Below are 21536 nucleotides of genomic sequence, written 5' to 3' on the forward strand. Positions count from 1 at the left end.
ACCGCGAGGGTGGCAGCTACTCTTCCGTCGCGACGGGCCCGTCCACGGATCGGTCGTGTTCGACCGCTCGCTCGACGCGAGGGCTGTCCGGCTGGACGCCGTCGAAGAGGTCGATCTTCTCGGGCGGAAGCCGAACGAGGAGGGTGTCGCCCTGGTCGACCGCGAGGTCGGGATCGACTTCGGCCAAGAACTCGGCGCCGTCGAGGACGATGTGGACGATCTGGACGTTCCCCATCAGTTCGACCACGTCGACGGTCGCCTCGAACGTGTAGTCGCCGGGTGAATCGACGATCTGTACGCTCTCGGGTCGTACACCGAGGGTGAGTGGGGTGGCCGTCGACGCGTCCGCGAGTTCGTCTGGGACGCGGATCGACACGTCCCCGGCGTCGGCGTGGAACGTCCCGTCAGAGAGCGATCCGTCGAGGAGGTTCATGCTCGGACTCCCGATGAACTCCGCGACGAACCGGTTGGCTGGCCGCCGATACACCTCCTTGGGTGGGGCGAGTTGCTGGATCGCGCCCTCGTTCATCACCGCGACGCGGTCGCCCATCGTCATCGCCTCCTCCTGGTTGTGCGTGACGTGGACCATCGTCACGTCGAGGTTCTGCTGGAGGCGGACCACTTCCGTCCGCATCTCCTTGCGGAGTTTCGCGTCGAGGTTCGCCAGCGGCTCGTCCATGAGAAACGCCTGTGGGTCGCGGACGAGTGCGCGACCGAGCGCGACGCGCTGTTGCTGCCCGCCCGAGAGGTTCGCCGGCTTCCGGTCGAGCAGCTCCGTGATGTCGAGCATGGCTGCGGCCTCCTCGACGCGGCGGTCGATCTCTGCCTTGGGCACGTCGCGGGCTTCCAGCGGGAACGAGATGTTGTTCCGGACGGACCGATGTGGATAGAGCGCGAAGGACTGGAACACCATCGCGATGTCACGGTTCTGTGGCTGGACGTCGTTGACGCGCCGGCCGTCTATCAGGATGTCGCCGCCGGTCGGGGCTTCGAGGCCGGCGATTATCCGGAGCGTCGTCGACTTTCCGGAGCCCGACGGGCCGACGAGGACGACGAGTTCGCCGTCCTCGATGGTCAGTGACACGTCGTCGACGGCGACGATGTCGTCGCCGAACTCCTTGCGTATCGTATCGAGTTCGATCGTAGTCATGCGTTCTGAGTAGGGTGAGGCTGGCGGTCGGATGCGTTGATCTGCCTGTACCGGGGCGGACGAACGAGGGGCGTCGACGTGGCGGTCATCCTTTCACCGCCCCGAGGGTGAGCCCGCGGACGAGCCGTTTCTGCATCAGCAGCGAGATAACGATTATCGGGATCATCGCGATCACCGACAGCGCCGCGACCTGGTTCCACAGGGTCGCGTGCCCGCCGACCAGCGACGGGATGATCACCGGGTAGGTCTGGGCGGCGTTGCGCGTGAACACGAGCGCGAACTGGAACTCGTTCCACGAGAAGATCCAGACCAGTAGCGTCGTCGTGACGATTCCGGGCGAGACCAGCGGGAGCGACACCTTGAAGAACGCCTCGAGGCGCGAATACCCGTCCATGATCGCCGCCTCCTCGACGGCCTGTGGGATGTCCTGGAAGAAGCTTCGCATCAGCCAGACGACCAGTGGAACGTTGAACGTCAGGTACAGCAGCATCATCGTCGGGTACGTGTCGATCATGCCGACCTGCCGGAACATGAAAAACAGCGGCAGGATCGGTGCGATCGGCGGGAACATCCGGAGCGAGAGGATCCAGAAGGCCAGATGTTTCCCTCCGACCTTGCCCGGATTGCGGGCGTAGGCGTAGCCCGCAGGCACGCCGATAACCATCGCGAGTACCGTCGCGCCGACGCTGACGATGACGCTGTTTGCGAGCACGGACGACCCCGCCCCGGTGAGGACGTCGACGTAGGGCGAGACCGTGAACGTCTCGGGAGTGAACGTCGGGGGGAACGTCTGGGTCTCGGCGGCCGGTTTGAACGACGTATTCACCGTCCAGTACAGCGGGAACAGCGTCGTCACGAGGGCGATACTGACGAACGACGTGACCCCGATTACGCGAAAGGCCCCCCGCAGCGACACGGGCTCGTCGGTCGTGCCCGCCAGCCGGTGACGGGTCCACTCGACGACGCTCATACGACGCGGTCACCCCCTTCGCCCTGTTCAAGGACGTAGAGGAACGCGTTCGCGAGCACGACCGCGAACAACAGGAGCAGCCAGCTCATCGCGGTCGCCTTGCCCATCGAGAAGGAGTCGAACCCGAGCAGGTAGTTGTAGTACGTGCCCAGTTCCGACGAGGTGCCGGGGCCGCCGCCGGTCATGACGAACATCTTGTCGAAGAATTTGAACGCGTCCATCGCCCGCAACAGGATCGCGATGGCGATCACGCCCTTCATCTGCGGGAGCGTGACGTGTCGGAACGTGAACCAGCGGTCGGCGCCGTCCATCTTCGCGGCCTCGTAGAGGTCCTCGCTGATCGAGAGCCGCCCGGTGTAGAGGATGAGGATCATAAACGGCGTCCACTGCCAGATGTCGGCGATGAGGACGCTGTTCAGCGACATCGCCGTCGAGGACAGCCACGCCGGTTGCCCGACGCCCAGCGCCGCGAGCAGGTAGTTGACCGGGCCGAACGACTCCTGGAGGAGGAGCCGCCAGATGAGTCCGGTGACGATAGGCGCCATCATCATCGGGAGCAGGAGGACCGTGAACAACACCGTCGTCACACGGCCGCGGGTGTAGTTCGCCATGAACAGCGCGACGGCGAACCCGAGCGTGAACTCGACCACAACGCCGAGGCCGACGTAGTAGGCCGTGTTCGCGATGGAGTTCCAGAACCGGTCGCTCGTCAGCAGGTCCGCGTAGTTGTCCAGTCCGATGAAGGCGCCGTTGCGCGTCGCAATCGTGAGATTCAGATCGGTGAAACTGGTCCACAGCGACCAGATCATCGGGAAGATGACAAGCGCGAGCAGGATGAGGAGCGCCGGCACCGCGAACCAGTACTCGAGGTGCTCGTTCCGGACGTAGCTACTGATGCCCGTCGAGCGGTGTGCTTGCGTGTCGTCGGTAGATGATGCCATCGCTGTTACCTCCGGTGACCGCGCGTCCGCCCGAACCGCCGGGAGGACGACCCTCCGCCAGTCGTCGACCGAGCGTGGCGAGCCCCTACCATGTCCTCACTCCCAGATGCCCGCGTTCTTCCAGGCGTCGATGACGTTGGAGTAGTACTCCTGTTGCTGTTCGCGACCGAGATCTTCGACGATGCTCTCCCACTCGCTCTCGACGTTTTCGAGCGTCTCCTCGACGCCGGTTTCGCCGCTGACGAACCGCGACATCTCGATGTCGAGGGCGTTGATGTAGTCCTGGGAGCCCGGCCAGTACGGCACCGGATAGCCCTGTTCGAGCGTCGCCTGCACGGCCGAGGTGTACTGCTCCGCGCTCTCCATGTCCTCGAAGGCGACGGACTCCTGTGGGGCGTCCCGGAACGGGTTCTCCTGGGTGAAGGGCTCGGGATCGGAGAGCTGGGAGGTGCGGAACGGGTCCTCGCCACAGCCGGGATCGGAGACCATGTGCGTGCTGTACTCCGGCAGCGTGAACGTCTGTGCGAAGCGGTAGGCGGCGAGTTTCTGCTCGTCGCTGACTCCCGACGTGACGCCGAGGACGCGACCGACCGGCATCGCGCTGGCGGCGCGGCCGTCCTCCCAGCCGGGGACGGCTGCACCGCCCCAGTTACCCTTCGTTGCCTCCGCAACTGCCGCCTTCTTCGGTACGTCCGTCCACTGGACAACCATCGCCACGTTACCGCCGGTGAACGCGTCCCGAAGCTCGGGGTAGCCGTAGCTCGCCGTGTCGTCGGGGGCGTACTGGATCGTCTCCTGCCACGACTCCAGCGCGCGTCGGCCCGCCTCGGTGTTGATCTGTGGATTCATCTCCTCGTCGAAGTACACCCCGCCGAGGCCGCCGAATCGGGTGAGGAACCAGCCGTAGACGTTGCCCCGTTTCCCGTACGTCGCGACGCCGTGGTCGATGTCGTCGGTCTCCTCGGTGAAGTACCGCGCCGCCTCGTTGAATTCGGCCCAAGTCTCGGGGACGTCGATGTCGTGTTTCTCGAAGAGGTCCCGGCGGTAGACGAGCATCAACACGTCGCCGTCGATGGGGAGCGCGTACGTACTGCCACCCCACTGGGTGTACATCTGCCGGTACGGCTTGAGAAGGTCGTCGAACTGCGGGTCCCAGCCCTCGATCTCCATCATGTCGTCCAGCGGCTGGAGGTGGCCGTTGGCCGCGAACGTACCGAGATACTGCGGATAGAAGCTCACGAGGTCGAACGCGCCGGAGTTGCTCGTGAACTCCGTCATCAGCTTCGAGAACAGGTTGTTGAACCCGAAGCCGTTGATCTCGCCGAGTTCGACGCCGGTGTCCTCCTGAATGGAGTCGCGGAACCATCGGAAGGGGTTCGTGTTGTGACCCTCGTCGATCGCGAGCGAGATAGACACCCCGTCGACCGCCGAGTCGGGGTCGTCCGGAATACTCATCCCGCCCCCGCCGCCGCCTCCGCCGCCGCCGACACAGCCCGACAGCCCGGCTGCGGCGGCGACGCTTGCTGCGCTCACACCGTGAACGAACCGTCGACGGCTGATACCGTCGGCTTGGTTGGGAGTGTCACTCATATCCGTCCCTGATTAAGATGATTGACACTACAAAAACCTACCGACGGCGTCGATTCGGCCCACGAGTGAGGCCGTCTTCGAGCGCTCGCACCGACGGTGCCGACCCGACGCGAACGGTGTCAGTACATGACGACGCCGGCCGAGACGTTGAGATCCTGTCCGGTCACACGGCGGGTGCGCTCGGAACACAGCACGAGGACGGTGTCGGCGACGTCCTCGGCGGTGACGAACTCCTCCTTCGGCGAAGCCGACCGGAACTCGGCTTCGACTTCCGCGACGGGGCGGCCCTGTGAGGACGCCTGTCCCTCGATGACGGCGTCGAGCCGCGGGCCCTCGACGCTACCGGGGCAGACGGCGTTGACGTTGACGTCGTGGTCGGCGAGTTCGACCGCGAGCGTCCGCGTGAATCCGATCACTCCCATCTTCGAGGTGGTGTAGGGTGTCCGGTCTTCGAGCGGCCGTTTCCCGCTTATCGACGAGACGTTGACGACACGCCCGCCGCCCCGTTTGAGGTGTGGAATCGCCGCTGACGTGGTGTTGAACAGGCCGCCGAGGTTCACCGAGAGCGTCGACATGAACTCCTCGTGGGTGAGTTCCTCGCAGGGTTTCGTCGGTCCCGCGATACCGACGTTGTTGACGACGATACCGATCCCACCGAACGCGTCGGCTGCCGTCTGCACGAACGCCTCGGTCTCTTCGGGGTCGCTCGCGTCGGCTTCGTAGGTGAGTAGGTCGCCGTCGGCTCCCTCGAGCGCACGCTCCGCCTCGGAGAGTGCGTCACCGTCGACGTCGTTTATCGCGACGTCGACCCCGGCGTCGGTGAGCGCCTCGGCGATCCGTCGACCGATTCCCCGTCCGGCTCCCGTCACGACTGCCGACTCCCCGACGAGGGAGAGATCTGTTGTTGGCATGGCAAGTGATGACCGTCCGCCGGTTTGCGATCCCCCCGTATTATGTGTATTGGTCGAATTTCCGACACGATTCCGGGCGAGCGGTCGGCATCCCCCGAATCAAGCAAAGGGACCCGAATTTCATTACAGACGGCCCCTTAGGCAGGGTACAATGCAGTTCGACTGGATGGTCCAATGTTACCCGGGAGCGGGTGTCCACCGCGACGCGCCGCTGCTGGAAGATCTAGACAGAGAGACGACGATGGCCGGCGTCGACGCCGTCGAGGCGGCCGGCCTCGAGGGGCTGTGGGCCCCCGATCACTTCATGCTCGGGCCGAAACACCAGGAGTACGAGGTCTGGACGCTGCTGTCGGCGCTCGCCGAACGGACGGACGACATGGAGCTCGGGCCGCTGGTCGGGTCGATCACCTATCGCAACCCCGCCCTACTGGCGAAGATGGCTACGACGGTGGACATCCTCTCCGAGGGGAACCTCCGACTCGGGCTCGGTGCCGGGTGGCACGACGAGGAACACCGCGCCTACGACTTCGACTACCCGGATATCGAGGACCGTATCGAGATGCTCGACGAGACCATCCACGTGTTGAAGGCGATGTTCACCGAGGACGAACCCACCTACCACGGCGAGCACTACCGGATCGAAGACGCCTACAACGAGCCGAAGCCGGTCCAGGACCCGCACCCACCCATCGTCGTCGGCGGCGCCGGTCCGAAACTGCTCCGCGTGGCCGCCCGGCACGCCGACGAGTGGAACGTCGAGATCAGCGGCCGTGCCCGCGGTCCGCCCATCGAGTTCAAAGTCGAGAAGTTCGACGAGTACCTCGAAGAGGCCGGCCGCGACCCCGACGACGTCGAACGGTCGTGGCTCGCCCACATCCTCGTCAGGGAGGATGAGGAGGAACTCCAGCGACTCTGTGACGAGATCTTCCCGCTCCCGTGGGGCGAGGAGGGCGACATCGACGAGAACCTCTCGAACGCCCAGGAGGCCAGAGAGAAAGGCGACTTCCTCATCGGCACGCCCGCCGAGGTGACCGAAGGGATCGAGTCGATTCGCGAACTCGGATTCGGGAAGCTCCAGCTCATGTTCCTCGATTTCCCCGACACGCGCGGCATCGAACTGTTCGGCGACGAGGTCCGGCCGGCGTTCCAGTGACCGACACGGGTCGACCGACCACCGGTCGGGCGCTCCCGGCCGCCGACTCGCCCGAAGGTCTATGTGCCGACCGGTCGCTCACACGGGTATGAGCGAGTGGATCGACCTCACACAGACGCTCGCGGAGGACAGCCCGACGCTCCCGCCTCTGCACCCCAAGCCGGAGTTCGAGGACTACGCCACCCTCGCGGCGGACGACTACAACTCCACGCTCCTGCATCTGGAGACCCACTGCGGGACGCACATGGACGCACCGACGCACTTCCTCTCGAAGGACGAGTACCGCACCATCGACGAGATCACCGTCGACGAGATGGTCACCGAGGGCGTGATCTGCGATTTTACCCACAAGGAGCCCGGAAGCGGTATCTCCCGCGAGGAACTCGCCGAGCAGGCCGAACGGTACGACCTTTCGGCGGGCGACTATCTCATCTTCGACTGTGGGATGGCCCCGGCAGACACCGACGAGTACCTCCGGAACTTCGTCTATCCGGAGGCGGGCGCCGCCGAGTACATGGTCGAACGGGACGTCGCGTGCTTCGCAATCGACGCACTGTCGGCTGACAAGCCGGGGGCCGAACTCGAGGAACACCACGTCCACTACACGCTCCTCCCCGAGGACATCCTGATCATCGAGGGCGTCGCCAACCTCCAAGCTGTCAGCGCCGGCCGGTACGACGTCATCGCGACGCCCATCCCCTACGAGAACCGCGACGGCTCCCAGATCCGACTCCTGGTCCGCCCACAGGAGTAAGGGTCCCCGCTCGCCCGAGGGCTTTTGCTCCCGTCGTCCGTACCCGTCCGTGTGGCCGTCCCCACCGACCCCGCCGACGTGACGGTTCGCGGCGTCGAGGAGTCGGACTTGGGAGCGATCGTTCGGATCGAACGCGACTCGTTCGGCCAGCCCTGGCCCTACACGGCCTTCGAACGCTTCCTCGACGAACCGGGGTTTCTGGTCGCCACCCGCGACGGCGCCGTCGTCGGCTACGTCGTCGGCGACGTGACGCCGAACTTCGGGCGCGACATCGGGCACGTGAAGGACTTGGCCGTCGCCGAACCAGCCCGCCAGCGAGGCATCGGCCGCTCGCTGCTCGTCCAGTCGCTCGTCGCCCTCGCCATCGAGGGGGCGAAGCTGGTGAAGTTGGAGGTGCGAGAGAGCAACGCCCCCGCCCAGTCGCTGTACCGCGACGTTGGCTTCGAGACGACGCGGCGGGTGTCTCGGTACTACCGCGACGGCGAGGACGCCCTCGTGATGGTCCTCGACGTGCCCGAGTGGCAGGACGAGCAGTAGCCGCGAAAGGTTTTACGCGGGAGGTCCTACCCCGCCCATGGGATACGCCTGCCCGGTGTGCGAGACGCCGCAGCGCGACGCCGAACATCTCGCCAACCACCTCGCCTTCACCGCCATGCTTCACGGCGACGCCCACGAGCGGTGGCTGGACGAGCGGGTGCCGGAGTGGGCCGACCTGGGTGCCGACGATCTGGCTCCCGCCGTCGCGGACCACGCCGACGAAACCGGCTACGACGAGGTGTTCGAGGAGTCGATCCCGGAGGGAGGACACGCCTACGCCCACGAAGACCACGACACCCCGCCCGGCGGCGCCTCGTCGACGTTCGCCGCGGACGACCTGGACGGCGACGCACGGCGCACCCTCGCCGAGGCGCGCGAGATGACGCGAGCGATGCTCGAGGCGGACGCGGACGCCGGGGACGAGAACGAGGACGAGGGAGACGCGGACGACGACGGAAAGGCGTAAATCCGGGCGCCGGGAGGGACAGGTATGGAGACGGAGGGTGTCTTCGATCCCGAGACGCTCGCGGCGGCCCGTGAGGCCTACGAGTCGGTCGGCCCGGCGGCCCGGACGGCCGTCCGCGAGACGGCGACGGCGATGGACTTCGGCCGTGAGGAGTACGAGAACCGCGTGACGAGTGCCGTAGTGGAGACGGCCCGGGACGCCATCTTCGCCTCGTTGCTCGTCGTCCGGGTCGCCGACCGCGCGACGTTCGACTCGTGGCGATCCGACGCCGACGTGGACGTGACGGTCCTCGGCAGTCCGGACGTGGACCGCGTCGTCTGGCACGTCGCACCCTTTGCGGACGCCGCCGTCGCCGCGACGTTCCAGGCGGAACGCGAGGCAGCCGTCGCCACCCTCCGCCGGCAGGCGTTCGGCCGACTCTACCGCGACCGACTGTAACCGGGGCGAAATCGGTTTACCCACACCGGCCCAAGCCCGACCGTGCGACCGATCACGCGCCGCGCAATCGCCGGCTTCGCCGTCGTCGTCCTCGCCTTACTCGCCCTCGGCGCCCTGCCCTCGCTGCTCGGGTCGGGCGAACCGTACTACCTGACGGCGACGCCGACGGACGCCGACGGGCCGGCGGTCAACGTCACCGGTCTGTCCGAGCGTCGCTACCCCTACCTCACCGAAGCCATCGATTCGGGTCGGTCGGCGCCGTACCGCCGCGGCCCGGTCGGGCTGAAGGAGACGTTCTCGCACTCGCCGTTCGACGAACGGCAGGGCTTGGTCGCCAGAAATCCCGACGCCCGCCTGAACGGAGGGATCGTCGTCGTCGACGGCGACGACCGGTATCTGGTGGAGGTGGGCCGAGCGTGACCGCCGAGGACGACTGGCCGGTGATCGAGTCGGTGACGGAGTACGAAACCGACTGGTACACCGGCGGCTACGACCTCGTGGAACAGCCGGACGGCTCGACCAAGCGCTACTACTGGGCGGAACTCCCGCCCGCCACCGTCGTCGTCGCCGTAGCCGACGACAGCGTGCTGTTCGTCGAGCAGTTCCGACCGGTGATCCGGGAGTCTCACCTGGAACTTCCCGCGGGCATCGTCGAATCCGGCGAGTCGTTCACGACCGCCGCGGCGCGCGAACTCCGCGAGGAGACTGGCTTCGTGCCCGACTCGACCGCGCTCTTACAGGAGTTCTGGACGTGCACTGGCGTCTTGCGCCACCGCCGCGGCATCGTCTTCGCCGAGGGGTTGACCCCCGCGGACCGCGAACTCGACGGCAACGAGTTCCTCACGCCCCAGTCGGTCCCCGTCGAGGACGCCCTCGACGTCGCACGACGGCAACCGGCGAACGACGCCACGCTCGAGGGGATCCTGCTGGCCCGGGAAGCGGGCTTGCTGTAGCCGGTCGCGACGCCGTGCTGATGACTTTTGTAACGTGAGACCGACTGGGAAGTATGTTTTCCGGTCCCTCCGACCGATCGGAACGGCTCGCCTCCGCGGCGCGGGAGACGGGCGGATCGTTCTACGACCGGGCGCGACAGACCCTGCTGACGGGTGTGGCGATTACGATTCCGCTGGTCGTCACGCTGTACGTCTTCACCATCGCGCTGGATTTCGTCTCCAGCGCACTCGACCCGTTCATCGCCGTGTTGCGGTAGTTGGGGATCATCGAGGAGTTCGAACGCGTCCGCTTCATCAGTCTCCTGATCGACATCGGCGTCTACGGCTTCGTCGTCGACTTCTTCACCGAACTCGTCGCGTTGCTCGTCCTCTTCTTGCTCGTCGCGGCCGCCGGGACGGTCGGCCGCCACCACTACGGCGAGCGGATCATCGACGTCGTCGACCTCACCATCACGTCGATTCCGGGCGTCGGGACGGTGTACAAGAGCTTTCGCCGGATGGGTGACGTGATGCTCGACGAGGGTGGCGAGAACTTCCAGGAGATCAAGCTCATCGAGTGTTTCGAAGAGGAGATCTACGTGCTGGGGTTCAAGACCAGCGACGCCCCACGGACCATCGAGAACTCGACCGGCCACGACGACATGGTGTCGATGTTCCTCCCGCTGGCGCCCAACCCCGTCACCGGCGGCCTCCTCACCTACGTCCCCGAGAGCAACGTCTACGACATCGACATGACGGTCGAGGAGGGGGTCCGGAGCATCCTGACGAGCGGCGTCGCGACCGGCGAGGGCGCCCAGGACCCGACCCAGCTCACCATGGACGACCTCAAGCGGGTTGCCGACCTCCAGGGACTCGGCGACGCCATCGGGAGCGACGACGACCGTCAGGACTCCGAAACGCGGTCGGAGTCGGCCGTAGACGAGGAGTGACGGCCGGCCGCCCGTAACGAAAATTCCGATTCCTGCCATCCAACGACATAAGTTCCGGTGGGACTGATGGGGCGGTGATGGTCTCCGACTCGGTCCCTCACTGCGTCCGAACTGCTCCGCTGGTCGAGCGACTCACCGGTCTCCCGTGGTGCGGTCATGTCTGAGCGGTCATCCCCCGTCGCCCTCGCACTGGTCGTCGTCCTGACGACGAGCGCCGTCTCGCTCGGAGCCGGCGTGGTGGCGGCAGACAGTCAGGTCGTCGTCCAGTCGGTCACCGTCGATCCGTCGTCGCCCCGCGTCGGGGAGGACGTGACGGTCACCGCGACGATCCGGAACTTCGAGAGCAGCACCGCTGCGGCCCGGATCAACCAGGTGTCGCTCCGGGAAGGGGGCCGAACCCTCGTCACGGCCGACAGCCCCGGCACGCTCGGGGTCGGCGGCACGCTCGAACTCCCGCTCACCACCGACTTCCGGACGTCCGGACGCAAGGATCTCACCCTCTACGTCTACGGGCAGAGCGCCGACGGCAGGGTGTTCAACGTCAAGTACCCGGTGTCGGTGTCGGTCAACGAACGCGACAGCGACGTGCAGTTGTCGCTGGAGACGCCGACCGACCCGTCGACCGAGAGCCGGGTGAACGTCACCGTCGCCAACGGCGCACCGACCAACATCTCCAACCTCAAGCTGACGCTCTCGGGACCGAACGCCACCGTCGACGACGCTCGGCGCGTGAACGCGTCGCTCTCCGGTGGCCGCGAACGGGTCGTCGAGTACGACGTGACCTTCGACGGTCCCGGCACCCACCCGCTCACGGCGACGCTCGGGTACCGTGACCAGGACGGCGACCGACGGACCGTCTCCGAGTCGCGGACGTTCGACGTGGACCCACCGACCGTCGACGCCGAACTCGACGCGGAGGTAGTCCGCGAGAACGGCACCGCACGAATCGACGCCTCGCTCACCAACTTCGGCAACGTCCCGCTGGAGGAGGTTCGCCTGCACGCCGAATCGGGCGGCGAGACGGTGGCACGCGAACTCGTCGGCGACGTGCGTATCGAGTCTACCCGCGAGATGTCGATCGGCGAGTCCAGCCTCCCGGCGGGGCCCGTGACCCTCCGAGCCAGCTACGAGGCGAACGGGGGGCGACACGAGACGACGACGACCGTCGACTTCTCGCCGACGACCGACGGCAACATCACGCTGACGGGCATCGAAGTGAGTCCGACCGGCGGGTCGATACGGCTCGCCGGTAGCGCCTCGAACACCGGCGAGACGGCGGTGACCGGTGCCGTAGTGAGCGTCGTCGGGACGGAACGCGTGACGCCGGTGTCGCCGGCGAAGGACTACTTCGTCGGCAACGTCCCCGCGGGCGAGTTCACCTCGTTCGAACTGACGGCACGCCTGGCGGGCAACCGGACCGACACGGTACCGATCCGAATCAGCTACATCGCCGACGGCGAACAGCACTCCCGTGTCGTCGAGGTGGCGCTCACCGACACCGGCGGCGCTTCGGCCGGCGCGCCGAGCGGCGCGCCGGAGCGCGACGGGCCGCCGGGCGGTGGTGGCTTCCTCGGCGTCGGCCGGATCGACGTGGTCGGCATCCTGCTTCGCCTCGCCGCCGTCGTCGTCGTGGGCGGTGGCCTGCTCTACTGGTGGAACCGTCGCGGCGACGGCGACGACGACGTATGACCGACCGCGACGATCCGGCCGTCCGCGACGGCCACGTCGCCGAACTCGACGACGTGACCAAGGAGTACCGGAGTGGCGGCGAGACCATCGCCGCGCTCTCGCACGTCGACTTCACGGTCGATCCGGGGGAGATGGTCGCCGTCATCGGTCCCAGCGGCTCCGGGAAGAGCACGCTCCTGAACGTCCTCGGCCTCCTCGACGTTCCCACCGCGGGGACGGTCCGTCTCGACGGCGACGACGTGACCGACTACGACGACGAGGCGCGGACGATGGCGCGACGGCGGACCATCGGCTTCGTCTTCCAGTCGTTTCACCTCGTGCCCATGCTGACCGCCGTCGAGAACGTACTCGTGCCGACGATGTTCGTCGAGGGGGATCGAACCCCGAGAGCACGGTCACTGCTGGAACGGGTGGGGCTCGGGGACCGACTCGACCACCGACCGGATCAGCTCTCCGGTGGCCAGCGCCAGCGCGTCGCCATCGCCCGGGCGCTGGTGAACGAACCCAGACTCCTGCTCGCGGACGAACCGACCGGGAACCTGGACCGGGACACCGGCCGCCGAATCCTGGAGGAGTTCGAGCGCATCAGCAGGGAGGAGGAGGTTGGTGTGGTGGCGGTCACCCACGACGAACTGGTGACGGAGTTCACCGACCGAACGGTCGAACTCGTCGACGGGGTGATCCAGTGACCGTGGTCGACCCGCTCGATTTCCCGGCGCTCCGGATGGCGTGGCTCAACCTCTGGCGGAACCGACTCCGGACCGGACTGGCGACTCTCGGCATCGTCATCGGCGTCGTCGCCATCGCGGCCATCGGCATCACCGGGACGGCGCTCCAGTACGGCGCCACGCAGGAACTCGGCGGCCTCTCGAATACGGTGACGGTGTTCCCCGGCGAGGAGAACGCGGACAACGTCATCACCGACTCGCAGGTGGACTCGATAGAGCGGGTGGCGACCGGCGCCGTGGTCGCGCCACAGCGCACCGAGACGATGGCGGTGGCCTCCCGCTCGGAGCGCCGACAGGTGAACGTCGAGGCGGTGTCCCGGCCCGCCGCCCTCTACGACGCGGCGGAGGGGACCATCCCGTCGCCGATGCGCAGCGGCGCTTTGCTCAACGCCGACGTCGCCGCGGAACTCGGCGTGGAACTCGGACAGACAGTCTCCATCGGCGGCCGTTCGTACCGGATCATCGCCATCCTCGACGAACCCGGTGGCTTCGGGCAGGGTGTCTCGGTGGTCGTCCCTCTCGACGACATCGAGGGGGACGGCTACGATCAGGTGACCGTCGTCGCGGCGGACGGCGAGGACGCCCAGCGTCTGGCCGAGGAGATTCCGGCGGAACTGAACCAGCGCGAGGAAGTGGTGGGAACGTTCACCCCCGCCGACATTCAGGAGAGCGTCAGCGGCTTCTTCGCCACGCTGAACGCCGCGCTCCTCGGCGTCGGCTCCATCTCGCTGCTCGTCGCCGGCGTCAGCATCCTGAACGTCATGTTGATGAGCGTCGTCGAACGGCGCGCCGAAATCGGGGTGTTCCGTGCGGTCGGCATCCGCCGCCGGGAGGTGATGCGGATGATCGTCGCCGAAGCCGCGCTCCTCGGCGTCGTCGGCGGCGTCGTCGGTGTCGTCCTGTCGATACTGATCGGGTACACCGTCAACGGCCAACTCAACGGCCAGCCGATGCTCGTGTTCCAACCCCGCAACCTCGAATTTCTCGCGCTCGGGTTCGGATTCGCGGTGGCCGCGAGCACGCTCAGCGGTATCTACCCCGCGTGGAAGGCGTCGACGGCGAACCCCGTCGAGGTGCTCCGCGGGTAGGGCCCGCCGGGCAGGTTCCCGCACGATCTTTCACCGGTAATTCGGCCGCGTACGGCCGTCTTCCCCGTCGGTGGAAACGGTTATGTGACGGAGTACGCAAACCTCGGTAGATCAACTATGGGACGCACGCTCACGGAGAAGATTCTCGAAGAGCACCTCGTAGACGGCGAGGTCGAGACGGGCGAGGAGGTCGGCATCGAAGTGGATCAGGTGATCGCTCACGACCTGACCGGGACGATGGCGTGGCTCCAGTTCGAGGCGTTGGGTCTCGACGAGGTACAGGTCGACGTGGCCGGCCAGCACTGCGACCACCAGACCTACCAGCCGGACTTCAAAGTCTCCGACGATCACCGCTTCCTTCGGTCGGCCGCCGGCACCTACGGTGCCTACTTCGCCCGGCCGGGCACGGGCATCCTCCACCAGGTCCACAAGGAGAACTTCACCGCGCCGGGCAAGACCCTGCTCGGGGCGGACTCCCACACCCCGACGGCGGGCGGCCTCGGCTGTCTCGGCATCGGCACCGGCGGCCTCGACGTCGCCACCGCGATGGGCGGGGCGCCCTACTACCTCGACGTCCCCGAAGTTGTGAACGTGCGCCTGGAGGGCGAACTGCCGGAGTGGTCGACGGCGAAGGACGTGATCCTCGAACTCCTCCGCCGGTTCTCGGTCAAGGCCGGCGTCGGCAAGGTGTTCGAATACACCGGGCCGGGCGTCGAGAGCCTCTCGGCACACGAACGCACCGTCATCACGAACATGGGGACGGAACTCGGTGCGACCACCTCCATCTTCCCGTCCGACGAGCGGACCGCGGAGTTCTTCGAGCGACTGGGCCGCCCGGAGGACTACGTCGAGTTGCAACCCGACGAGGACGCCGAGTACGACGACGAACTCGTCGTCGACCTCTCGGAGATCGAACCCCTGATCGCCCGTCCGTCGATGCCGGACAACGTCGTGCCGGTCCGCGAGGTCGCGGGCACCGACACCGATCAGGTGCTCGTCGGCTCCTGTACCAACGGCGCCTACGAGGACATCCTCCCGGTGGCGAAGATGCTAGACGGCCGCGAGGTGGCCAAGCGGGTCGAGACCATCGTCGCGCCCGGATCGAAGCAGGCCTCCGAGATGCTCGCCCGAAACGGGTTCACGGCCGAACTGATGGCGGCGGGTGTCAGCGTCTCGGAGGCGACCTGTGGCGCCTGCATCGGCGCCGGTCACGTCCCCGCGTCCGACTCCGTGAGCGTCCGCACCTTCAACCGAAACTTCGAGGGTCGTTCGGGGATGGAAGATGACGCGGTCTACCTCTGTTCGCCGGAGGTAGCCGCCGCGACGGCACTCACGGGTGAGATCACCGACCCGCGGGACCTGGATCTCGACGTCGACGCCCCCGGCTTCGAGATGCCCGACTCCTACATCGGCACCAGCGAGGCCGACCTCATCATGCCCGACGAGGCCGTCGACGACGAACTGGTCAAGGGGCCGAACATCGACGAAGTGCCGCTCAAGGACCCGCTGGGTGCCGACCTGACGGGGTCGGCGCTGTTGAAGATGCCCGACAACATCACGACCGACCACGTGATTCCGGCGACCCAGGAGGTGTCGGTCTACCGCTCGAACGTGCCGAAGCTCTCGGAGTTCACGCTCAAACGCGTCGACGAGACGTTCGCGGCGCGTGCGATGGACGCGGACGGCGGCTTCCTCGTCGCCGGCGAGAACTACGGCCAGGGCTCCTCGCGTGAACACGCCGCGCTCTGCCCGATGTATCTGGGCATCCACGCCGTCTTCGCGCAGTCGTTCGCCCGCATCCACAAGTCCAACCTCATCAACTTCGGTCTCCTGCCGCTGACCATCGACGAGGCGACCTACGAACGGATCGACCAAGGCGACGACATCGAAATTGTCGACGACGCCGTCGAGGCCGTCGAGGGCGGACGGGAAGCGCTCACCATTCGGGTGAACGACGACTGGGAGGCGACGGCCCGTCTCGACGCCAACGAGCGCGAACGGGAACTGCTCGCGGCCGGCGGGAAACTCCCGCACACCCGCCAGCAGTTCGCGGACGCGGCGGGCGAAGGGGCCTGATCGCACCGCTGCTGTTCGTCCCCGTTCTCGGTCCCGGCCGAGGGCGCGCGGCGACTACGACAGCAGGTCCTCGTCGCACTTCGGACAGACCTGCATCCCGTTGACGGACCGGGCTGCGGGGTTCTCGCCGCAGAGTTCGCACGTCGGACCCGTCGGATCGACGGGGGGGACGCGGGCGTCGCCGGCGACGTCGCGATCGGGAGTCTCCTCCTCCTGCCCCTCCGCCATCGTCGCCTCGTGGGGGAGGGTCGGTCCCCGGATCCGCGTGAAGTAGAGGACCACCCCGAGGATCGCGAGCGATCCGACGAGGAACCCGAGTTCGAATGCCATCGGTGGACCTACGGGCTGGACGTTCGTTAGACTTTCCCACGGATTACGGTTCGGCCAGACCCCACGCGACCCGATCCCACAGCCGTTCGTACGCGTAGTAGGTCCCCGTTTTGACGAGGTTGGCGACGAGACCGACGCTCACGGCGTCGCCGACGTCACCGACGACGACCCACGCGACGGCGACGGTGACCGCGATCATCAACAGTCGGTAACAGACCGTCTTCACGAGCGCCCGGCGCCGTGCCTGTCGCGGGCGCCGAACAGTGGCGCTCGGTGACATAGCTCGTGTTACGGACGGGGAGCACGTAAATGTAACCACTAGTCGTAACTCGACTGCCCAATCGTAACGTGAAACGGTTATTTCCTGCTCGAAACAGCGGGTCGGGCTACTCGAGGTCGGGTCGCGAGAGTTCGGTGTACTTGGCGGTGAGGAACTCGAGCAGGACCGGCGTGCCCTCCTTGGTCTTCTCGACGCCGCGTTCGATGGCGGCGGCGACTTCGCTCGGATCCTCGACGCGTTCGCCGTAGCCGCCCATGGATTCGGCGAAGTCGGCGTAGTGGCCCGAGAACGGCGTGTCGTAGCTCGCCATCTCGAAGTTGTTGAGGACGATTTCGAGGACGGGGATGTCCTCGCGGACGGCCGTCTCGAAGTCCATGCCGGTCATGCCGATGGCACCGTCACCCATGACGTGGACACAGACCTTCTCGGGATGAGTGAGCTTTGCGCCCATCATCAGGCCCAGCCCGTAGCCAAGCTGCGTCGTCTTGCCCCAACCGAGATAGGAAAGCGGCTCGGTCACCTCGAAGAAGGGAGCCATGAAGTCGCGGGCGTTGCCGGCGTCGGCCGTTGCGACGACTTCGTCCTTGTCGATGACCCGGTCGAGTTCGTGGACGACGCGGTAGGGGTTGATCGGCGTCTCGTCCGACGTGAGCACGTCCGACCAGTCGGCGAGCCACGCCTCCTCGATGTCCGCGATTTCGCCGGTCACGTCGTCGTACCGGCCGAAGTCGGTGTCGTCGCCGACGCGAGCCTCGATTTCGTCGACGACGGCTTCGAGGACGAGTTTCGCGTCGCCGATGACCGCGAGGTCGGACTTGTAGTCCTTGTCCACGTCGCCGGGGTCGTTCGTCGAGTGGATGAGGGTGTTGTCCTCCGTGGGCGGCGTGATGCCGTAGGCCGTCTTGGTGAAACTGCAGCCGATGCCGAAGAGCACGTCCGCCTCGTTGACGAAGTGGTTGAGCTGTCGGGGTTCGCTCTTCGATCCGGCACCGAGCGAGAGCGGGTGGTCCTCGGGGAAGGCGCTCTTGCCGTTGAGCGTGGTCGCGACCGGCGCTTCCAGCAGTTCGGCGAGTTCCTGCAGGGGCTCCCACGCCTTCGCGTAGTGGACACCCTGTCCGGCGTTGATGACCGGCAGATCGGCGTCGAGGAGCGCGTCGGCCGCCTTCTCGACGGCGTGTGGGTCCGGTGCGGTCCGCGTCGACGACGTCGGCTGGTAGTCGATCTCGTCGACCTCCTCGCGGAACACATCCTTCGGAATCTCGACGAGACCCGGCCGCTGGCGCCCGTTACGCGCCGCCTGGAACGCGCGCCGGATCGTCTCCTCGGTCGCCTCGGGGTCGGTCAACTGCTCCGTCGTCTTCGTGACCGCCTGGTAGTTGATCAGCGAACTGAACTTGGGGTCGGTGTTCGTCTTCGCACGGGAGTAGCCGGCCGGGAGCGCGACGATGGGCGCGGACTCGGCGTAGGCCTGTGCGATGCCGCCGACGGAGTTCTCCGTGCCGGGACCGTGCTGACAGGCGAACGCTTCGACCTGATCGCCGGACGTGACGCGAGCGATGCCGTCGAGAATGTGGGCGCCGGTTCGCTCCTGCCGGACGACGATGGGACGGATCCCGGCTTCCGCTGCGGCGCCGTCGTCGAACAGGGGGTTGCTCGGGAATCCTATCAGATGTTCGACACCCTCCGCTGCCAGTATTTCCGCGATGGCGTCTGTTACATTCATCCTACTGGACAGCAATACCCCCCGGGTTGTAAAGGTAAGGACAAACGGCTAAGTCCTCGTCGTCATCTGTCGAAAAAGATAGGGACAGATAGCTAAGTCCTCGTCGTCATCTGTCGAAACGTTGAATAGCCAGAGCCGGGATTTCTGACACATGTCCGAGAGACCGCAGCTCGAACGGCTCTGTGTACACGAGTCGGTATCCACCAAAATTCCGGTCGAGGCGTTCGCGGAGGCCTTCGCGGAGCTCGACGTCCCGGTCGACATCGTCGACGACGACGAGGCGTTCGACCGCACGGACGCGGTGGCCTCGTTCCGCCCCCGTGACGCCTTCCTCGACGCCGGCTGGGTCCACTGCATCCGTGCCGGCTACGACGAGTTCGACACGGCGGCCTACGAAACCGAGGGCGTCCCCCTCACCAACAGCACGGGCATCCACGACACCACCGTCGGCGAAATCGCCGTCGGGTATATGGTGTCGCTGGCGCGCATGCTCCACATCTACCGCGATCACCAGAACGAGAACCACTGGTTCGAACCCGAGTACGAACGCCCCTTCACCGTCGAGAACGAGCGACTCTGTGTCGTCGGCCTCGGCACCCTCGGCCGGGGCATCGCACAGCGTGCGGACGCCCTCGGCATGGACGTCGTCGGCGTCCGCCGCTCCGACGAGTCCGTTCCCGGCGTCGCCGAACTCTACCATCCCGACGACCTCCACGAGGCCATCGCCGACGCCCGCTTCGTCGCCATCGCCGTCCCGCACACCCCCGAGACCGAGGGGATGTTTTCGACCCCCGAGTTCGAGACCATGCGCGACGACGCCTACCTGATCAACGTCGCCCGCGGTCCCATCGCCGACGAAGACGCCCTGATCGACGCCCTCGACGTCGGGGAGATTGCGGGTGCCGGCCTCGACGTCTTCGAGACCGAACCCCTCCCGGCGGACAACCCGCTCTGGGACTTCGAGGAGGTCATCATCTCCCCCCACCGCGGCTCCGCTACCAACCGCTACCACCTCGACATCGCCGACCTCGTGATGGAAATCTTCGACCAGTACCAGGCCGGCGAGGACCTCCGGAACCGGGTCGCCTGACGGCCGCGAGCGTCGCTCCCGTCAGAATCCCACGAGGTCGTCGAACGCCACTTCGTCGACGCGCCCGCCACAGGCCGCACACTCGTCGACGTGGTCCGGGCCGGGACCGCCTTCCATGTGAACGATGCCACAGTCGCGACACACTTCGAGTTCCGCCTGCAGCATATCCGCCCGTTTCTGTCGGGTGACAGATGTGTTTTGGGGCCGATTGCAAACCTCCAATACGCGGCCGCCGTAACGGCGCCCGATGGACGGCCGACCGTTCGACACAGTCGCTCGCGCCCTCGACCGCGCCGGGATCATCGACCCCCGTCGCTTCCGCGAGACGTTCGACCTGGCGTGGCCGCGGATCGTCACCGGCCTCGCCATCATGTCCAAGAGCACGGTCGACCTGGCACTGGTCGGCTGGGACGTGGGCACCGCCGCCGTCGCCGGTCTCGCCTTCGCCAATGTCTACTGGCAGGTGGGGAAGTTCCTCGGCATCGGGCTCGCGGGTGGGACGGTCACCCTCGTCTCGCAGGCCTACGGCGCCGAGGATTCGGCTCGGGCGAGCGCCGCTGTCGGCGTCTCCCTCGCCGTTGCCCTCGTCGTCGCGGCGCCTATCGCCACCGCCTACGCCGCCTTCGCGCCCGAACTGGTCGCCGTCTTCGGCTCCGAACCGGAGCCCCTCCGCCACGCGGCCACCTACCTCGCCCTCGTCGCGCCCGCCCTCCTCTTCGAGTTCCCGAACCTGATCGCCAGCCGTACCTACGCCGGCGTCGGCGACACGCTGACGCCCATGGTCGTCCGTGCCGGGGGTGCGCTGGCGAACGTCGTCCTCTCGGTGGTCCTGATCTTCGGCTACGGGTTCGGCGTCGCCGGCGCCGCCGCTGGCACCTCGCTCGCGACGGGCGTCGTCGCCCTCGTCTTCGCGTGGGGGCTCTCCGGCCGGTCGTACTTCGGCCGCGGGACCTGCCCCGTCGCAGTCACGCGGGCGACGACCCGCTTCGAGGGCGCCGTCCCCCTCACCCGACGACTACTCGCCGTCTCCGCACCTCTGATGGCCAGACGCACCGCGGAGATGCTCGTTGCCTTCCCGCTGGTCGCCATCGCGGCTACTTTCGGCCCGGCCGTCGTCGCCGCCTACGAGGTGGCCCGGCGCGTCCGCACGCTGATCGACAGTTTCTCCTGGGGCTTTTCCATCGCCGCGAGCACGCTCGTCGGCCAGCGACTCGGGGCCGGCGACGCGGCCGACGCCGAGGCCTACGCCCGGGCCATCGTCCGTCTCTCGGCGACGGTGTACGTCGTCGCCACGACGGCCGTCCTCGCCCTCTCCGGTCGGATCGCCGGGCTGTTCGTCGACGACCCGGCCGTCGTCGCCGTCGCCGGTCCCTTCGTCGCCGCCGCCGCCGTCAGCGTCGCCTTCCTCGGCGTCGACGGCTCCGCGACCGGGACGCTCCGGGGCGCGGGCGACACTCGCTACCCCTTCCTCACCTCACTGTTCGGGCGGTACGGCTGTGCGCTCCCCGTTGCAGCGCTCGGCCTCGTCACACCCCTCGGCGCCACGGCACTGCTGGTGGCGATGGTCGTCGAATCGGCCGTCCCCGCCGGACTGAACGTCGCTCGTGTCCGCTCGAACCGCTGGAAGGCCATCGGTCGTGCGCACGCGGCGGCCGGCGCGGACGACTAAGTCGCCCGCCAGCGACGCCTCGAAGGAGGCCCGATGCGGGCATCGTCGCGGCCGTCGGTGTACGCGTCGAA

The 21536-nt window shown here is 67.0% G+C and carries 22 protein-coding genes and 1 pseudogene; 14 read left to right on the top strand and 9 right to left on the bottom strand.

What is annotated here, in order from left to right; translation table 11 throughout:
* Positions 1-16 precede the first annotated feature (16 nt).
* The 5 genes from V8686_RS01040 to V8686_RS01060 all read right to left on the bottom strand — a co-directional run bounded on the left by V8686_RS01040 (position 17) and on the right by V8686_RS01060 (position 5562).
* Positions 17-1150 carry an ABC transporter ATP-binding protein gene (locus V8686_RS01040; protein WP_379702009.1) on the bottom strand — a complete coding sequence of 378 codons (1134 nt, stop codon included), beginning with the start codon at positions 1148-1150 and terminating at the stop codon, positions 17-19.
* An 85-nt stretch (positions 1151-1235) separates the two neighbouring features.
* Positions 1236-2120, bottom strand: a complete 885-nt coding sequence (locus V8686_RS01045) for a carbohydrate ABC transporter permease (protein ID WP_379702011.1) — start codon at positions 2118-2120, stop codon at positions 1236-1238.
* Positions 2117-3061, bottom strand: coding sequence for a carbohydrate ABC transporter permease (locus tag V8686_RS01050; protein WP_379702013.1), 945 nt, complete (start codon positions 3059-3061; stop codon positions 2117-2119). The genes V8686_RS01045 and V8686_RS01050 overlap by 4 nt, the downstream gene beginning before the upstream one ends.
* 96 nt (positions 3062-3157) lie before the next feature.
* Positions 3158-4594 (bottom strand): ABC transporter substrate-binding protein, encoded by a 1437-nt coding sequence (locus V8686_RS01055; protein WP_407344274.1) that lies wholly within the window; start codon positions 4592-4594, stop codon positions 3158-3160.
* A gap of 176 nt (positions 4595-4770) precedes the next feature.
* Positions 4771-5562, bottom strand: coding sequence for an SDR family NAD(P)-dependent oxidoreductase (locus V8686_RS01060; protein WP_379702015.1), 792 nt, complete (start codon positions 5560-5562; stop codon positions 4771-4773).
* A gap of 151 nt (positions 5563-5713) precedes the next feature.
* Here V8686_RS01060 and V8686_RS01065 point away from each other — a divergent pair, with 151 nt between their 5' ends.
* From V8686_RS01065 to V8686_RS01120, 12 genes and pseudogenes are all read left to right on the top strand, one after another.
* On the top strand, positions 5714-6715 hold the full coding sequence (locus V8686_RS01065; RefSeq protein ID WP_379702017.1) for an LLM class flavin-dependent oxidoreductase: 1002 nt from the start codon (positions 5714-5716) through the stop codon (positions 6713-6715).
* Between the two features lie 88 nt (positions 6716-6803).
* Positions 6804-7469, top strand: coding sequence for a cyclase family protein (locus V8686_RS01070; protein WP_379702018.1), 666 nt, complete (start codon positions 6804-6806; stop codon positions 7467-7469).
* 51 nt (positions 7470-7520) lie between these two features.
* Positions 7521-8006 carry a ribosomal protein S18-alanine N-acetyltransferase gene (rimI, locus tag V8686_RS01075; protein WP_379702020.1) on the top strand — a complete coding sequence of 162 codons (486 nt, stop codon included), beginning with the start codon at positions 7521-7523 and terminating at the stop codon, positions 8004-8006.
* Positions 8007-8043: 37 nt separating this feature from the next.
* Positions 8044-8472, top strand: coding sequence for a DUF5810 domain-containing protein (locus V8686_RS01080; protein WP_379702021.1), 429 nt, complete (start codon positions 8044-8046; stop codon positions 8470-8472).
* 24 nt (positions 8473-8496) lie between these two features.
* Entirely contained in the window at positions 8497-8910 is a 414-nt protein-coding gene (locus V8686_RS01085) for a DUF5809 family protein (protein WP_379702023.1), read from the top strand.
* A gap of 42 nt (positions 8911-8952) precedes the next feature.
* The gene (locus tag V8686_RS01090) at positions 8953-9330 is read left to right on the top strand and encodes a hypothetical protein (protein WP_379702024.1); all 378 of its coding nucleotides are present in this window, start codon (positions 8953-8955) and stop codon (positions 9328-9330) included.
* A complete protein-coding gene (locus V8686_RS01095; protein ID WP_379702026.1) occupies positions 9327-9863 on the top strand; it encodes an NUDIX hydrolase in 537 nt (178 codons plus the stop codon). Before V8686_RS01090 ends, V8686_RS01095 begins: the two co-directional genes overlap by 4 nt.
* A gap of 53 nt (positions 9864-9916) precedes the next feature.
* Positions 9917-10792 (top strand): annotated as a pseudogene (locus V8686_RS01100) (DUF502 domain-containing protein).
* 156 nt (positions 10793-10948) lie between these two features.
* Entirely contained in the window at positions 10949-12481 is a 1533-nt protein-coding gene (locus V8686_RS01105) for a COG1361 family protein (protein ID WP_379702028.1), read from the top strand.
* Positions 12478-13170: an ABC transporter ATP-binding protein gene (locus tag V8686_RS01110; protein WP_379702030.1), complete on the top strand. Its 693-nt coding sequence runs from the start codon at positions 12478-12480 to the stop codon at positions 13168-13170. The genes V8686_RS01105 and V8686_RS01110 overlap by 4 nt, the downstream gene beginning before the upstream one ends.
* Positions 13167-14297, top strand: coding sequence for an ABC transporter permease (locus tag V8686_RS01115; protein WP_379702032.1), 1131 nt, complete (start codon positions 13167-13169; stop codon positions 14295-14297). The genes V8686_RS01110 and V8686_RS01115 overlap by 4 nt, the downstream gene beginning before the upstream one ends.
* A 117-nt stretch (positions 14298-14414) precedes the next feature.
* Positions 14415-16373: an aconitate hydratase gene (locus V8686_RS01120; RefSeq protein WP_379702033.1), complete on the top strand. Its 1959-nt coding sequence runs from the start codon at positions 14415-14417 to the stop codon at positions 16371-16373.
* Between the two features lie 54 nt (positions 16374-16427).
* On the opposite strand, the gene V8686_RS01125 is transcribed toward V8686_RS01120, so the two are convergent.
* The 3 genes from V8686_RS01125 to V8686_RS01135 all read right to left on the bottom strand — a co-directional run bounded on the left by V8686_RS01125 (position 16428) and on the right by V8686_RS01135 (position 18706).
* Positions 16428-16703: a hypothetical protein gene (locus V8686_RS01125; RefSeq protein ID WP_379702035.1), complete on the bottom strand. Its 276-nt coding sequence runs from the start codon at positions 16701-16703 to the stop codon at positions 16428-16430.
* Positions 16704-16746: 43 nt separating this feature from the next.
* Positions 16747-16983, bottom strand: a complete 237-nt coding sequence (locus V8686_RS01130; RefSeq protein WP_379702037.1) for a DUF2061 domain-containing protein — start codon at positions 16981-16983, stop codon at positions 16747-16749.
* A gap of 106 nt (positions 16984-17089) precedes the next feature.
* Positions 17090-18706 (bottom strand): thiamine pyrophosphate-requiring protein, encoded by a 1617-nt coding sequence (locus V8686_RS01135; RefSeq protein WP_379702039.1) that lies wholly within the window; start codon positions 18704-18706, stop codon positions 17090-17092.
* A gap of 151 nt (positions 18707-18857) precedes the next feature.
* Between V8686_RS01135 and ddh the strand changes: the two genes are divergently transcribed.
* A complete protein-coding gene (gene ddh / locus V8686_RS01140; RefSeq protein ID WP_379702040.1) occupies positions 18858-19796 on the top strand; it encodes a D-2-hydroxyacid dehydrogenase in 939 nt (312 codons plus the stop codon).
* Between the two features lie 21 nt (positions 19797-19817).
* On the opposite strand, the gene V8686_RS01145 is transcribed toward ddh, so the two are convergent.
* Complete coding sequence (locus V8686_RS01145) at positions 19818-19961, bottom strand: hypothetical protein (RefSeq protein ID WP_379702042.1); 144 nt, start codon at positions 19959-19961, stop codon at positions 19818-19820.
* 82 nt (positions 19962-20043) lie between these two features.
* On the opposite strand from V8686_RS01145, the gene V8686_RS01150 reads away from it, so the two are divergent.
* Positions 20044-21465, top strand: a complete 1422-nt coding sequence (locus V8686_RS01150) for an MATE family efflux transporter (RefSeq protein WP_379702044.1) — start codon at positions 20044-20046, stop codon at positions 21463-21465.
* Positions 21466-21536: the final 71 nt, after the last annotated feature.

This window comes from Haloplanus litoreus (genome assembly GCF_045690335.1).
In the GTDB taxonomy this organism is placed as follows: domain Archaea; phylum Halobacteriota; class Halobacteria; order Halobacteriales; family Haloferacaceae; genus Haloplanus; species Haloplanus litoreus.